Annotated in this window: 11 protein-coding genes and 1 pseudogene; 10 read left to right on the top strand and 2 right to left on the bottom strand. The window is 44.0% G+C overall.

Annotation, left to right across the window (positions count from 1 at the left end; translation table 11 throughout):
* Nucleotides 1–212 precede the first annotated feature (212 nt).
* From AACU28_RS13930 to AACU28_RS13920, 3 genes and pseudogenes are all read left to right on the top strand, one after another.
* Complete coding sequence (locus AACU28_RS13930; protein WP_004736527.1) at nt 213–713, top strand: YfbU family protein; 501 nt, start codon at nt 213–215, stop codon at nt 711–713.
* Nucleotides 714–1,109: 396 nt separating this feature from the next.
* Nucleotides 1,110–1,679 (top strand): outer membrane beta-barrel protein, encoded by a 570-nt coding sequence (locus AACU28_RS13925; protein ID WP_121603077.1) that lies wholly within the window; start codon nt 1,110–1,112, stop codon nt 1,677–1,679.
* 12 nt (nt 1,680–1,691) lie between these two features.
* Nucleotides 1,692–1,769, top strand: a pseudogene (locus AACU28_RS13920) (type IV pilin protein); the annotation flags it as partial.
* 202 nt (nt 1,770–1,971) lie between these two features.
* Here the strand turns inward: AACU28_RS13920 and AACU28_RS13915 are convergent.
* Nucleotides 1,972–2,727 (bottom strand): MipA/OmpV family protein, encoded by a 756-nt coding sequence (locus AACU28_RS13915; RefSeq protein ID WP_183091193.1) that lies wholly within the window; start codon nt 2,725–2,727, stop codon nt 1,972–1,974.
* A gap of 354 nt (nt 2,728–3,081) precedes the next feature.
* On the opposite strand from AACU28_RS13915, the gene AACU28_RS13910 reads away from it, so the two are divergent.
* The 3 genes from AACU28_RS13910 to AACU28_RS13900 all read left to right on the top strand — a co-directional run bounded on the left by AACU28_RS13910 (nt 3,082) and on the right by AACU28_RS13900 (nt 8,005).
* On the top strand, nt 3,082–5,016 hold the full coding sequence (locus tag AACU28_RS13910; RefSeq protein WP_004736581.1) for a PrkA family serine protein kinase: 1,935 nt from the start codon (nt 3,082–3,084) through the stop codon (nt 5,014–5,016).
* 143 nt (nt 5,017–5,159) lie between these two features.
* Entirely contained in the window at nt 5,160–6,431 is a 1,272-nt protein-coding gene (locus AACU28_RS13905; RefSeq protein WP_017078142.1) for a YeaH/YhbH family protein, read from the top strand.
* An 11-nt stretch (nt 6,432–6,442) separates the two neighbouring features.
* Nucleotides 6,443–8,005: a SpoVR family protein gene (locus AACU28_RS13900; RefSeq protein WP_004736579.1), complete on the top strand. Its 1,563-nt coding sequence runs from the start codon at nt 6,443–6,445 to the stop codon at nt 8,003–8,005.
* Nucleotides 8,006–8,203: 198 nt separating this feature from the next.
* On the opposite strand, the gene sohB is transcribed toward AACU28_RS13900, so the two are convergent.
* Nucleotides 8,204–9,265: a protease SohB gene (gene sohB / locus AACU28_RS13895; RefSeq protein ID WP_009849001.1), complete on the bottom strand. Its 1,062-nt coding sequence runs from the start codon at nt 9,263–9,265 to the stop codon at nt 8,204–8,206.
* Between the two features lie 143 nt (nt 9,266–9,408).
* Between sohB and AACU28_RS13890 the strand changes: the two genes are divergently transcribed.
* From AACU28_RS13890 to AACU28_RS13875, 4 genes are all read left to right on the top strand, one after another.
* Nucleotides 9,409–10,149: a YciK family oxidoreductase gene (locus tag AACU28_RS13890; RefSeq protein WP_004736577.1), complete on the top strand. Its 741-nt coding sequence runs from the start codon at nt 9,409–9,411 to the stop codon at nt 10,147–10,149.
* A 155-nt stretch (nt 10,150–10,304) separates the two neighbouring features.
* Nucleotides 10,305–11,012, top strand: a complete 708-nt coding sequence (gene imuA, locus AACU28_RS13885) for a translesion DNA synthesis-associated protein ImuA (protein WP_108122202.1) — start codon at nt 10,305–10,307, stop codon at nt 11,010–11,012.
* A gap of 3 nt (nt 11,013–11,015) precedes the next feature.
* On the top strand, nt 11,016–12,500 hold the full coding sequence (locus AACU28_RS13880; protein WP_121603076.1) for a Y-family DNA polymerase: 1,485 nt from the start codon (nt 11,016–11,018) through the stop codon (nt 12,498–12,500).
* 141 nt (nt 12,501–12,641) lie between these two features.
* Nucleotides 12,642–15,734 (top strand): error-prone DNA polymerase, encoded by a 3,093-nt coding sequence (locus AACU28_RS13875; protein ID WP_121603075.1) that lies wholly within the window; start codon nt 12,642–12,644, stop codon nt 15,732–15,734.
* The last annotated feature ends 319 nt before the right edge of the window (nt 15,735–16,053 follow it).

Raw genomic sequence — 16,053 nt, 5'->3', positions numbered from 1 at the left:
GTTCTCAAGCCTTTTTCCTGCGCTATTTATGATCACTTATTTACTGTGATTGGTATCAAAACAATCCTTTCACTTTTCTTTACAACTTTTGTTTATCAATTCAAAAAATCATATTAAATCCGTGTTGAGATCATGTTTCCACTCGTAGGAATGCTGTTACTCTTACTGCAACAAAAGAATATAACATTTAGTTTTTTAGTGAGGCTCCTCCCATGGAAATGACCAATGCTCAGCGTCTAATTCTATCAAATCAATACTACCTAATGTCTCAAATGGATCCTGAGAACTCCGCTAAATACCAACGTCTACAAACGGTTGTAGAACGTGGTTACGAACTTCAAATGCGTGAACTTAATAAAGAATTTGGCTGTTTGACTGAAGCCGAGTGTCGCGAAGTTATCGACATCATGGAGATGTACCATGCCATGCAAGAGTCGAATAAAATGCTTGCAGAACAAGAACGTGCTGAAGTAGACCAACGTCGCCTACAGTTCCTAGGTTTTGATATCGCTTCTGAAGCTCAGAGCGTACATTACGTGCGTTTCCTTGTTGATTCTGAAGGTCTTTACCCTCAATTCGACAAAGCAGATCACCACTTCAATAGCCAAATGCCAATGCTAGAGAAGTACCGTCGCATGCTAACAACATGGCGCAACTGCCCTCGTCAGTACCACCTATGTGCGACAGAGCTATCTCAAATCTTTAGCGCTTAATACGTTAATAGATCAGCGATAACTTTTTAAAAAGTTTCAAGAAAAAGGGTTACTCATCATGAGTAACCCTTTTTTAATGTTCGCATACAAACAGAAAACGGGACTTATGAAGCGATGTGGATAAAAAGTGTACTTTATATACAGAAAACGCAATTAACCATGAAGATAAGATATTAAACATTGAACCATTTTCAATTAATTTCTCTGATATCGCCCATTAGCCAACGAACACAAACCTAGAATTTACAACCAATTAAGTCATTCATCTTTATTAATTCCACTTCGAAACATTTAATACAAATTAAAAACCACCGATCTATTTTGAACGGTGTTTTTTATTTCAAATAAGATAGCTAGAATGCTCCCCGAAATTTATTAACCAGAGCGATAAACAAAATGAGAACATTCATCCTTGCATCACTAGCTATCATGTCTACTTCAGCTTTCGCAGCTAACGAAATGTACGTACTTGGTGGCGTTGGCATCAACGAAGACGACACAGGCGTACAATTCACTGTTGGTTCACAAGTTCTTGATACAAATTTTTATCTAGAATCAACCATGAATTACATCGATTCAGATAACAGTGATGTAACTTCAGACGTAAACGGCAAGCTAACTAAGTACAAAGGCAATTTGAAACACTTCAAAATGTCTTTAGCTCCAATGTATAAATATAGCTTCGATGAGTCTTTTGCTATCTACGGTAAAGTTGGTCTTGCATACTCTAACCTCAATTCTAAATTAACGACTACTGATAAAGATGGCTCAGTGTATAACAAGCATTCAAATAGCGAATGGGGTGCAACTTACGGCATCGGTGCTGAATTTAAGTCAGCGCAGCCAATGTTTGGTAACTCGAAGTTTATGGCACGTGTTGGTTTTGATTGGTACGACTTCAGCTCAGGTGGTCTAAACCTAGGCAGTGACGGCACTCTAGGTCTACAGGCCGGTTTCACTTTCTAAGGTATGAAGTAGAAAGGTTTTACACTAATTGAGCTGATCATCGTTATTGCTATTCTTGGTATCTTAGCGTTAACCGCTGCCCCAAGTTTTCAAACCACTGGGTGAAGAGTTTGGTAGTAGGTTGATTTGTAGAAAAGTCACTGGTGGGAGCTAAATCTAGCCATGTCTTTCCTTGATTCGATTCGATTCGATTACTGTAATAATCGGTCGGTACTTCGCATAAATAAAAAGGGTTACTCATCATGAGTAACCCTTTTTTAATGTCCGCATTTAGAGAGGGAAACCAAAGCAACTAGAAGACGTAAGCAACACCGACGTTTGCGGCCATGTTGATGCCACTTTCAAGTATTGGGCTGTTCTCAATATCACCTTCAAGGTTGGTATAACGAACGCCACCAGTGACCCGGATATTTGGCGTCACATGCAAGTAACCACCTAAACTAATAAAGTACTGACCATCCCAGTCTGCATCGAACTCATTCAAATTAGTTCTCGACGCTTCTGCTGAACTCACCCCGTATAAGTGGTTATTCAAGCGCTCACTGTTATAAGCATAACCAATAGAGGGTGTAATCGCCCACCCATTGCGACGAATCGGTAAACGCCATGCAGCTTCCGCATAGATACCATTATGCCTAAACCCTAAGTCAGAGCCTGCTGTCGCTTCAAACATCCCGACCAAGGTGATCACTTGGTAGCTAATGCCACCTAATACTGATGCTTTACGTTCATCTAACTTTTGAATATCAACGTTATCAGAATCACCCGGCTTTAATGTTCTAGAATCATAAACCGCTCGAAACACAATATTCTGTGGTGAGCCCGCAGGAAGTAAGCGATAACCTGCACTGAATCCACGCATGAAAAAGTGCTCACCTTCATAACCAATCATAGGAATCACAGCGCGGTTTGACGGTGTATCTTTATAGACAGCAGGAGAATAAGAAGCGGCAACGCCCAGTGACCACTGTGATATTTTTGCATGTGTTGCTGTCGAAGCCAGTAACGCAACACTGATAGCCACTATTTTTAACCCATAATTCTTCACTATATCTACCTATTTATTGAGCAATTTTTGATAACGCTGCGCATTATATGGTACTTCATTCCAGTAAATCAATAGAGCTCAGTTATACATCTAATACACATAAATCCAGTGTGAGTATTATTAAGCGACCTAAAATCACAAAACAAACGGCTAGATCCCCTCGAATGTAAAATAATTGGATTCTACACGCCTCAAGTTGCCTATTGCGCTCGCTAGGTTTTTCACACGCAAAATTGTAAATAAATACATAATTGTTAAGCAAAATTGTGCAAGCGGGTCTAACCTTAAAATGTAGGGAGAGCCTATTTTTCAATCGCTCATCAGTTTTGACTGGTTAACAAGGGGAATGTGACTATGAGTATTTTTGACCACTATCAATCACGTTATGAAGCAGCCAAGGAAGAAGAGCTCACATTGCAAGAGTTCTTAGGGCTGTGTAAAGACGATAAAAGTGCTTACGCTAACGCTGCTGAGCGCTTACTACTGGCCATCGGCGAACCGGAGGTTATAGACACCGCTCAAGACCCCCATCTAAGTCGTATTTTCTCGAACCGTGTCATCTCACGCTACAGCGAATTTAAAGATTTCTACGGCATGGAAGATGCGATTGAACAGATTGTTTCTTACCTAAAACACGCTGCACAAGGCTTAGAAGAACGGAAGCAAATCCTTTACCTGCTTGGCCCTGTGGGCGGTGGTAAATCTTCCCTTGCTGAAAAACTCAAAGCACTGATGCAAAAGCTACCAATCTATGTGCTGTCTGCAGATGGTGAGCGAAGCCCTGTGAATGATCACCCCTTCTGTCTATTCGACGTAAACGAAGATGGCGACCTTTTGAAACAAGAGTACGGAATAGAGAAACGTTACATACGCTCTATCATGTCTCCTTGGGCAGCGAAACGCCTCCATGATTTCGGTGGTGATATCTCTAGATTTAAAGTCATCAAACTACGCCCTTCGATTCTCGACCAAGTTGCGATCGCGAAGACAGAGCCTGGTGATGAAAACAACCAAGATATTTCGTCTCTGGTTGGTAAAGTCGATATTCGTAAACTTGAACACTTCTCTCAAGATGACCCTGATGCCTACAGTTACTCTGGTGCGCTGTGTAAAGCCAACCAAGGTGTGATGGAATTCGTGGAGATGTTCAAGGCGCCAATCAAAGTCTTGCACCCACTTCTAACGGCAACGCAAGAAGGTAACTTCAACGGTACTGAAGGACTTTCTGCACTGCCGTTTGACGGTATGATTCTAGCTCACTCAAACGAATCCGAGTGGCAGACCTTCCGTAACAACAAAAACAACGAAGCCTTCCTCGACCGTGTGTACATTGTAAAAGTCCCTTACTGTCTGCGCGTCTCTGAAGAGGTTAAGATCTACCAGAAACTGCTTGAGCACAGTGAGCTGTCCAAAGCCCCTTGTTCACCAAGCACACTCGATCTGCTATCGCAATTCAGCATCCTATCGAGACTGAAAGAGCCAGAAAACTCTTCTCTGTTCTCAAAAATGCGGGTTTACGATGGTGAAACTCTAAAAGACACCGATCCAAAAGCGAAGAGCTACCAAGAGTACCGAGATTATGCGGGTGTTGACGAAGGCATGTCTGGGCTATCAACGCGTTTCGCCTTTAAGATCCTGTCTCGTGTGTTTAACTTCGACCAAGCCGAAGTAGCCGCAAACCCAGTGCACCTGTTCTATGTGATTGAACAGCAAATCGAACGTGAGCAGTTCCCTCAAGAGACCGCTGAGAAGTACCTTGAGTTCTTGAAAGGATACTTAGTGCCACGCTACGTTGAGTTCATCGGTAAAGAGATTCAAACTGCTTACCTAGAGTCTTACTCTGAGTACGGTCAGAATATCTTCGACCGCTATGTCACCTACGCTGACTTCTGGATTCAAGACCAAGAGTACCGCGATCCAGAAACAGGCCAGCTATTTGACCGTGCTTCTCTGAATGGTGAACTAGAGAAAATCGAGAAAACAGCCGGTATCAGTAATCCTAAAGACTTCCGAAATGAGATTGTGAACTTTGTGCTTCGTGCCAAAGCCAACAATAACGGTCAAAACCCAGTTTGGACAAGCTACGAGAAACTGCGCACTGTGATTGAGAAGAAAATGTTCTCTAACACTGAAGAACTGCTTCCTGTTATTTCGTTCAATGCTAAGACCTCAACGGATGATCAGAAAAAACACGACGACTTCGTTGCTCGTATGATGGAAAAAGGCTACACCGAGAAACAAGTGAGACTGCTATCCGAGTGGTACCTAAGAGTTCGTAAATCCTCATAACCAAACCGTACTGAGCTGCTCAAGTGAGCAGCTCGTACAAACCAATAACTTTTATACCCTAGTAAACGAATAGCTCTAATAAACCAATAACTCTTAAAACCTATAAAAAGTAGGATCGCGACATCAGCTGAGAGGGAGTTCTTATGGCACAATTTATCGATCGGAGGCTCAATGGCAAGAATAAGAGTGCTGTGAATAGACAGCGTTTCTTACGACGTCATAAAGAGCAAATCAAAGAATCTGTGGCCGATGCAGTCAACCGACGCTCAATCACCAATACTGAAACCGGTGAAGACGTCACTATTCCCCATAAAGACATCAAAGAGCCAAGCTTTCACCAAGGTCAAGGCGGCGTAAGAGAACGCGTTCACCCAGGTAATGACCAGTTCATCACGGGCGATAAAATTGAACGTCCTAAAGGTGGCGGTCAAGGTGGTGGCGCAGGCCAGGGTGACGCAAGCCCTGATGGCGAAGGCCAAGATGAATTTACATTCCAAATTTCAAAAGATGAATATCTTGATATTCTCTTTGAAGATTTAGCTCTTCCTAATCTAGAGAAGAATCAGGTCAACAAAATCACCGAATGGAAGACACATCGCTCTGGTTATCAAAGCGCGGGGATCCCTTCCAACATCGCGATCGTTCGTTCACTGCAGCAATCTCTGGCTCGTCGAACCGCGATGACAGCAGGTAAAAAGCGCGAGCTTAACCTACTGATGGAGCAGCTTGACCAAGTTAAAATGACGGAACCAGCACAACCCTTTGAAGAAAGTCGTTTAAAAGAAGAGATTGCCGAGTTACGTAAAAAAATTGAAAGCGTGCCATTTATTGACACCTTCGACCTGCGTTTTAAAAACTACGAGAAGCGCCCTATTCCATCTAGCCAAGCCGTCATGTTCTGCCTAATGGATGTATCTGGCTCAATGGATCAAGCCACGAAAGACATTGCGAAGCGCTTTTATGTCCTTCTGTATCTGTTCCTAAATCGCACCTACGAAAACGTCGATGTTGTGTTTATTCGTCACCATACTCAGGCTAAAGAAGTCGACGAACACGAGTTTTTCTATTCACAAGAAACCGGTGGCACCATCGTTTCCAGTGCACTGAAACTGATGAAGGAAATTGTCGCAGATCGCTATCCTGCAAATGAGTGGAACATCTATGCAGCACAAGCCTCTGATGGCGATAACTGGGCTGATGACTCGCCTCGTTGTAAAGAGCTATTAGTCAATACACTTCTGCCAACTTGCCAATATTACTCTTACATCGAAATAACACGCCGCTCTCATCAAACACTTTGGCACGAATACGAAAAACTCGAGAGTAGCTTTGACAACTTCGCCATGAAAAATATTAAAACGGTGGATGATATTTTTCCTGTGTTTAGAGAACTGTTCCAGAAAGAGACAGCGTAAGGGGGCTTGCCATGACAGCGAAATCAAACGTTGCAGAAAAAGACAAAGCGACACAGAAGAGAAACGACAAGATGCTGCCTGATGGTCCAGATTGGACATTCAACCTCTTGGAACAATATCACGTAGAAATCAAGCGTGTGGCGCAGCATTACCGTTTAGATACTTACCAGAACCAAATTGAAGTGATTACTTCTGAGCAGATGATGGATGCTTACTCGAGCATCGGTATGCCGATCAATTACAATCACTGGTCATTTGGCAAAAAATTCATTCAAACCGAGCAAAACTACAAGCATGGTCAGATGGGATTAGCGTACGAAATCGTGATCAATTCAGATCCTTGTATCGCATATCTGATGGAAGAGAACACGGTCACGATGCAGGCGCTCGTAATGGCTCATGCTTGTTACGGCCATAACTCTTTCTTTAAGGGCAACTACCTATTCCAAACCTGGACCGATGCCAGTTCCATCATCGACTACCTATTATTCGCTAAAAAATACATTACCGATTGTGAAGAAAAATATGGTGTTGCCGAAGTCGAACAACTTCTCGACTCTTGTCATGCCCTCATGAATTACGGCGTAGACAGATACAAACGCCCTGAGAAGATTTCCATAGCTGAAGAGACAGCAAGGCAAGAAGAACGTGAAGCGTATCTGCAATCTCAAGTCAATGAGCTGTGGAGAACTGTGCCTAAAAATCAAGACAAGGAAAAAGAGACCAAAATTCGCTTTCCTAGCGAACCTCAAGAAAACATTCTCTACTTTATCGAGAAGAACGCACCACTACTTGAACCTTGGCAGCGTGAGTGTGTTCGTATCGTTCGAAAGGTGAGCCAATACTTCTACCCTCAAAAGCAAACTCAAGTAATGAACGAAGGCTGGGCAACCTTCTGGCACTACACCATTCTTAACCACCTTTACGACGAAGGCTTGGTGAGTGACAAGTTCATATTAGAATTCCTACACAGCCACACCAGCGTGGTCGCACAGCCCGCCTACAACAGCCCTTATTTCAGCGGGATAAACCCTTATGCGCTTGGCTTTGCGATGTTTAGAGACATCCGACGTATCTGTGAAGAACCAACCGATGAAGACAAAGAGTGGTTCCCTGAGTTAGCCGGAAGTGATTGGTTAGAAGCGGTGCACTTTGCCATGCACAATTTCAAAGATGAAAGCTTCATCAGCCAATACCTCTCACCAAAGATCATTCGAGACTTTAAACTATTTTCTGTGCTCGACGACGACCGCAAAAACACCATTGAGATAAGTGCTATTCACGATGACCCAGGCTATCGCTTGATTCGTGAAAAGCTTGCGGCGCAATACAACCTAAGTAACCTTGAGCCGAATATTCAGGTGTTTAACGTCGATGTTCGTGGTGATCGCTCGATGACATTGCAGTATGTGCCTCACGGCCGTATACCGCTTGATAAAGGCTACGACGAAGTGATGAAACATCTCTATCGCTTATGGGGCTTTGATGTAATTTTGGAAGAGCTCAAAGATACGGGTCATAGAGAGATTCTGACTACTTGTCCAAAACGTAATGATTATGGAGCCAAGATTTAATATCAATCACAGTAAGTAAGTGCTTGGTATAAAACTCCGCTCCCCCTACAACATAGTGGTCACCCGCTCGGAAGTGGAGCAATAAAAAAGCGCATAAGTCTGATGACTTATGCGCTTTCTTTTTAAGGCTCAAACGTCTTCAATAGACGCAAGGCACTAAACCTAGATACTAGATACTAGAGCTAAAACTAAATAAGCTTAAACAATCGGCTTTTGGCCGCGTTCAATCAGCTTCATCAGCACGCTGTCTGCAGATTTACCTGCCACGCCCGCTAGTTTGTCTGACAGCTTTTTCTTCTGTACGTAGTGAATCGCTAGAACCGTTTTGTCCTTACATGCCGCTACGACTAAATCATCAGAAGTGCTGATCTCATCCACCAGCCCAAGCTCATGTGCTTGTGTACCAAACCAGTGCTCACCCGTTGCTACTTTTTCAAGATCGAGTGCTGGACGATGGTCACGGATGAAGTCTTTGAATAGGCCATGTGTCTCTTCGAGCTCTTCTTTAAACTTCTCGCGTGCTTTATCGCTGTTCTCACCAAACATAGTAAGTGTGCGTTTGTACTCACCCGCCGTTAGCTGTTCGAACTCAATATCATGTTTTTTAAGCAATTTATTGAAGTTTGGCAGTTGAGCAATAACACCAATAGAGCCAACAATAGCAAAAGGTGCAGATACAATTTTGTCCGCGATACATGCCATCATGTAACCACCACTCGCGGCTACTTTGTCTACCGAGATAGTCAGAGGCAGGCCTGCTGCTTTGATACGGTCGAGTTGAGAAGACGCCAAACCATAGCCGTGAACCATGCCACCGCCAGACTCAAGCTTAAGCAATACTTCATCACCTTCACGAGCCACAGCCAACACCGCCGTTACCTCTTCACGTAGCGAAGCCACTTCTTTCGCATCAATGCTGCCGTTAAAATCGAGAACGAATAGATGTGGTTCACGCTTGCTATCAAGCTCACCCTCTTTCGCTGCTTTTTTCACTTCTTTGCCACGTGATTTTACTTTTTCTTTTTCCGCTTTCTTTTCTGCTTTATCACGGGCTTTGATGAAAGCATCATCGTGTAGATGGTGCTCTAATTGTTCAATCGTCTGTTTATGGTGCTCAGATAGGTTCGTGATTTCCAGCTCACCTTTAATCGCGCTTGATTTTCCACCCACCGATTTAGCAATCACTAAAATTGCAATGATGGCGATTACAACGGTCGCAATCTTGGCTAAAAACAAGCCGTAGTCCAACAAAAATTCCAATGTCATATCCCCTAATGTATGAATTAGTGTATTGTAACCATCTTGTCACGATTACCAAGAATTTCTCATCATTCCTGCGTTTATCTGTGTGATTAAACACCAATGGAATGACGAACATAATAAAAGAAAGAAGGATAAGCACAGTGGATTACCCAATCTCTACAGATGCCCTCAAAGATAAAGTAATTTTGGTTACAGGTGCCGGTGCTGGCATTGGTCGCCAAGCCGCACTAAGCTTCGCTCAACATGGTGCAACTGTCATTCTGTTAGGCCGCAATGTTAAAAACCTTGAATTCATTTACGATGAAATCGAAAGTGCTGGTTACCCTCAGGCTGCGATCATTCCGCTAGACCTCAAAGGAGCAACAAAGCAGAACTACATTGATATGGCTGAAACCATTGAATCACAGTTCGGTCGTTTAGACGGCCTACTGCATAACGCAGGTGTGCTTGGCACGTTAAGTCCATTTGATCAAATCGATGAAGAGACGTTTGATGGCGTTATGCAAATCAACGTTAAAGCTGAATTTCTAATGACTCAAGCATTACTGCCTGTCATTAAAAAAGCTGAAGCCGGTCGTATCGTATTCACCTCTTCTACAGTTGGTCACTCTGGCCGTGCATTCTGGGGCACTTATGCGATTTCTAAGTTTGCTACCGAAGGCATGATGCAAATCCTAGCGGACGAACTTGAAGACACCAACATCCGTGTAAACGCGATCAATCCTGGCGGCACTCAAACACGCATGCGTGCAAAAGCGTACCCAGGTGAAGATGCGAACAAGCTGAAAACGCCACTCGACATCATCCCGCTTTATCTACACTTAATGAACCCAAGTGTGACAGACATTAATGGCCAATGTATCGATGCTCAACCTAAGTAACTGATATCATTAACCAACAGTAAGAAGCCGCTTCCATAGCGGCTTTTTTTGTATCTAAATCAACCATCTAATATTTAGTTCATCTGATTTTCGTCATTTTTCTTTGCATCTTTTCCATTGTTAAATATACTGTATAAATATACAGGTATTTAATTATGCATGAACTAATAAAAAACTTACAAGACCGCCAGCTAATCTGGACAGGGTTACAATCAACAACGCAAGGAAGTACTACTTCAACAGGCTATTCTCAATTGGATAAACAGCTTGATGGTGGCTTTCCGACGCATGGTGTTATTGAGGTTGAATCGCAACAAGGGATCGGTGAACTTCGCCTGCTTACACCCTATTTAGCTCAACAAAACTCACAACAATTGGCCATCTTCATTAACCCACCGGGGAAGATCTGTGCTGAGTTTTTTAGCAGCCAAGGTATTGAACTAGAGAACATCCTCGTTATCCAACCTCAGCGCGATCTCGATGCATTGTGGGCAGCTGAGCAATGCCTTAAAAGCGGCGCCTGTCACTCGGTATTGCTATGGGGAGCCGACCTAGAAATACACCAAACCAAGCGCCTACAAGCAGCAAGCGAAACCGGTAAGTGTCTGCAATTTCACTTTAAGGCCACCAGCCATAATCAGTTATCCCTACCCGTTTCTCTAAGCATGAAGCTATCTTCTCACGCCCAAGGGCTAAAGGTTGAGGTCACAAAAAGGAAAGGCAGTTGGTCGTATGGCAGCTTTATTCTAGACATGAGCCAAAATTGGCCGTTACTCACTGAAAAAATCACCCTTCAAGACAGTTCACATAGTGCTTTATCAAATAACACCGTGCTGGCTTTTCCTATTGCGAAACAAGGCTAGCGTATGTTGTGGCTTTATCTGCACTTTCCATCTCTGCAGTTGGATACCTTGTTTAATTCTGAGCTATCTAACTCCGAGAAAGTTCACTCTAATGAAGAGTCACACGAGCAACCTATTATCATCGTGGATGAAAAAGATCACCGTGTGCTGCAAGCTAACCAAGCTGCGCTGCAATCGGGAATTTCACTTGGTATGGGGCTAGGGTCTGCGGCGGCGCTTTGCCATAACTTACACGTCCACCCTTACAGTATTGAGCTAGAAAAAAGTAAGCTCAAAGAGATCGCTCAATGGGCGTATTTGGTCACTTCTGACATGGCTTTACTACCACCGAATGGTTTGTTGATTAAAGCATCTAATATGCTGTCACTTTACGATGGGCTAGATAACTACTGGCATCAGCTCAAAAGCCACTTAGAAACGCTCAATATCCAGTTCAGCTTCGCGACAGGTTACTCGCCACTTTCTGCGATCCTTTTGGGTAAGCAATCCATCAACCAAGTCACTAATAATGTTGAGCAAATGAAAGCATGGGTCAATCAACAAGCATTGAGTTCTAGTGAGTTGCCAACTAAGCAAGTGGAACGTCTGAACCGTGTCGGCATTAACTTAGTGGATGACCTATTGAAACTGCCTTTGCAAGATGTCGCACGTCGCTTTGATATCGATTTGGTGAACTATGTGGGTCGCCTTAACGGCCAGTTCAAGCACCCGATTGATTTCTACCATCCACCGGAGAATTTTCAGCAATATCTCGAGCTATTGTTTGATATTGAAAACATCCTGTTTATCGAAAAGCCGTTACTGAAATTATTAAATCAACTCGAGTGTTTTTTGAAGCTACGCGACCGAGTTGCTTTCGAGTTAACGCTGACTTTGCATCTGAGAGATAAAGACGACCACCCTGTCTCTTTCTATTCAGCACAAGGCGATTACCTTGCTGCAAAGTGGGCGAACCTGACTCATCTAACCTTAGAATCACTGAAGATCACGGCACCGGTTCAGGGGCTGACCCTTTCCGTAATTCGTCATGGAGAACCGCAAATGGCCTACCGTGATCTTTTTGATGGCAATACAGGAACACTTGCCGCGTTAGATTTGCTCTCATTACTGCAAGCTAAGTTAGGGCAAGCCTGCATTCAAACACCGAAAATACAACACGACCCAAGGCCAGAAAAAGCCAATCAGTACTCGCTTCCAACACTGAGTAAGTCTATGGCAAAGAGGCAAACACCCCCAGAGTTCGAGCAACAAACAGCGACTCTCAACATCAACCAACAGCGACTCAGGCCCAGTATTTTATTGCCAGAGCCCGAAGCCCTAACCGAAAATGTCACCTTATCCCAAGGCCCTGAGCGCATTGTTTCTGGCTGGTGGGATGGCGAGAAAATCATTCGTGACTACTTTATTGCTCACAGCGAAAACGGTCGGTGGCTATGGATCTTTAGAACGCCAGATAAGCAGTGGTTTTTACACGGCTTATTTAGCTAGCTTGTAGGAAAGTAAGTCAGTAAGAAAGCTAGTCTGTAAAAAAGTCAGTAAGAAACTTCGTTAGCTCGTCCGTTCCACGTACTCAATTTCAACATCCCTTTTCAATCATGTTCACTCGCAATGGTTAAGTAAGATTACGTTATGTCTCAGCAATACTCAGAGCTATTTTGCCAAAGTAATTACTCCTTCCTTGAGGGAGCCTCACACGCAGAAGAGCTTGTTTTACAGGCCGACTTCTTACGTTATAAAGCACTCGCTGTCACTGATGAGTGCTCGGTGGCGGGCATCGTTAAGGTTCACTCTGCAATCAAGCAACATAAACTGTCGCTCAAGCAAATTGTCGGGAGTATGTTTTGGTTAAATGAAGAGTGCCAAGTGATCTTGATATGCCCAAACAGACAAGCCTACGCCGAACTGTGCCGTATTATTACCAATGCTAGACGTCGTAGCACCAAGGGACATTATCAGCTCTCTGAGTGGGATATCATGTCGGCTAAGCATTGTTTTATTCTTTGGCTCCCTCAACAGAAAAATGAAGACGCACACTGGGGGCAATGGCTCTCCCAGCATCATTCAGGCCGGTTGTGGATCGGCTTACAACGACACCTAAAACAAACCGACCAGCAGTACACAGATTACTGCGTCGAGCTGTCACAACATCATCACCTGCCGATAACGGCTTGCGGCGGTGTATTGATGCACAATGCTAACCGCTTACCCTTGCAGCACTCACTCACTGCGATCAAGTACCAAAAACCCATTACTGAAGTGGGTAGTCACTTACTGGCCAATGCCGAGCGCTGTTTACGAAGCATCAATAAGCTCTCACGTATTTTCAAAGCGGAGTGGCTAGAAGAGAGCAACCGAATCTCAGAACTGTGCGAATTTGAGTTAAACAGTTTGCGCTACGAATATCCCAGTGAACTGATTCCTCAAGGTGAGACACCCATGAGTTATCTGCGCATGTTGGTCGAGAGAGGGAAACAAGCTCGCTTCCCACAAGGTGTGCCTAGCAACATTCAACAAATCATAGATAAAGAACTCGGATTGATTGATGATCTCGACTACCCTTTCTTCTTTCTCACCATTCATGACATCGTCATGTTTGCCAAAAGCCAAGGTATTCTTTATCAAGGTCGAGGTTCAGCGGCCAATTCCGTAGTCTGTTACTGCCTAGAAATCACCTCTGTCGATCCAAGACAGATCTCGGTGTTATTTGAGCGCTTCATCAGTAAAGAGCGCGATGAGCCGCCTGATATTGATGTCGATTTTGAACACGAACGCCGTGAAGAAGTCATCCAATACATCTACCAAAAATACGGTAGAGAACGGGCCGCGCTTGCTGCAACGGTCATTTCTTATCGCTTTAAAAGTGCGGTAAGAGATGTTGGTAAAGCATTAGGGCTACAAGAAGCCCAGCTCGACTACTTCATCAAGAACACCAACCGTAGGGACAAAAGCCTAGGTTGGCAGGCTCAGTTAACTCAATTGGGGCTGCAACCTGATTCTTTGAAGGGGCAACAATTTATCCACTTGGTGAATGAGATCATCGGCTTTCCACGTCACCTATCTCAACACGTTGGTGGCTTTGTCATATCTTCAGGGCCTTTGTATGAACTGGTTCCCGTCGAGAATGCCGCAATGCACGATCGAACCATTATCCAATGGGATAAGGATGATCTTGAAACATTGGGGCTGCTGAAGGTTGATGTGCTCGCGTTGGGTATGCTCTCTGCGATTCGTAAATGTTTCGACCTAATCAAACGCATTCATGGTCGCTCGCTAACGATCGCAGAGATCACACGCCTCAAAGACGATCCTCAGGTTTACGGCATGATTCAACGGGCAGACACAGTAGGGATATTCCAAATTGAGTCACGAGCGCAAATGAGCATGCTGCCAAGGCTTAAACCGAGAACTTATTACGACTTGGTGATTCAAATCGCTATCGTGCGTCCAGGGCCTATTCAAGGCGATATGGTGCATCCGTTCCTAAAACGTCGAGATGGCATTGAGCCAATCAGTTATCCATCTAAAGACGTGGAATCAGTACTGTCGCGCACCTTGGGTGTACCGATATTCCAAGAGCAAGTGATTAAACTCGCGATGGTGGCCGCAGGCTTCACAGGCGGAGAAGCGGATCAACTCAGACGCGCGATGGCCGCTTGGAAGAAAAATGGCAACGTCTTTAAGTTTAAAAACAAGCTTATCGAGGGCATGCAAAAACGTGGCTATGAGACAGAATTTGCCGAACAGATCTTTAAACAGATATGCGGCTTTGGCGAGTACGGCTTTCCTGAAAGCCACTCGGCTTCATTTGCAGTATTAGCGTATTGCTCAGCTTGGTTGAAATGTTACTACCCAGAATGTTTCTACGCTTCTTTGCTGAATAGCCAACCCATGGGCTTTTACAGCCCTTCACAGTTGGTACAAGACGCACAACGACACAATGTGGTGATACTTCCGGTATGTGTGAACGCCTCACAAGACAACCACATAGTCGTTGAACATCAGAACGGTTTAGCGATTCGCTTAGGGCTGCGACAAATCAAAGGATTCAGCGAGCATGGAATTCAAAGCGTGCTCGCCAATCGTCCACCATCCGGTTATCGACACCCTAGTCAGGTGAAACAGTTATCGATGAATAAGAAAGACATCGAACTACTGGCATCGGCCAATGCGCTACATAACGTTTCTGGAGACCGCTTCCAGACTCGCTGGGCGATCATGGACTCAGCCTCTGATCTACCTTTGTTTAACCAAGTCGATGACTATGCAGAAGATGATAATGGCGAGCTCTCATTGCATCAACCCAGTGAGATGCAAGATCTACTCGAAGATTTCACCAGTGTCGGGATTTCATTAAACAAACACCCAATCACTGTGCTCGAAGAAGCCAATCGATTAGGTCGATTCACACACATGAAGGACTTAATACAACAGAGACACAAATCCATGGTCACCGTTGTCGGATTGGTCACGGGTAAACAATCACCTGGCACCGCAGCTGGGGTCACCTTTGTCACATTGGAAGATAACACAGGCAATATTAATGTTGTGGTCTGGGGAGCCACCGCGCGCGCCCAACAACAAGCTTATCTCACAGCCAAGGCTTTAAAGGTACAAGGGATATTAGAAAAAGAAGGGGAAGTCGTGCATGTTATAGCGGGGAAGCTCATCGATATTACCGAAGAGATTGTTGGCTTGAACACCAAGTCTCGGGATTTTCATTAGCTATGTACCAACTGTTTTTCTATCGTTCATTGACTAAGAAACGATAGACGGAGAAACGAAAAAGGAAAGCATCAGCTTCCCTTCGATTCCAATTGTTGAGTTATGACTCAACTTCAGCTTCCGTACGTCTTTTCTTAAATTCCCTATACAGTAATAAGCTCAAAGTCATTACGACTTTAGAAGTCAACCATATCATTAAGAGGAACTACCTTAGATTGTGTGTGAAAAGTTACGCTAGTAGTTGAGCATATTTCGTTAAGAAAAATATGCTGTATGAATATTAGCAAACGTTTTCCATAAGGTCACTCAAAATAACCGT

The sequence above is a fragment of the Vibrio sp. SBT000027 genome, assembly GCF_963894355.1.
In the GTDB taxonomy this organism is placed as follows: domain Bacteria; phylum Pseudomonadota; class Gammaproteobacteria; order Enterobacterales; family Vibrionaceae; genus Vibrio; species Vibrio splendidus.
This window is presented reverse-complemented; position numbering and strand designations above follow the sequence as displayed.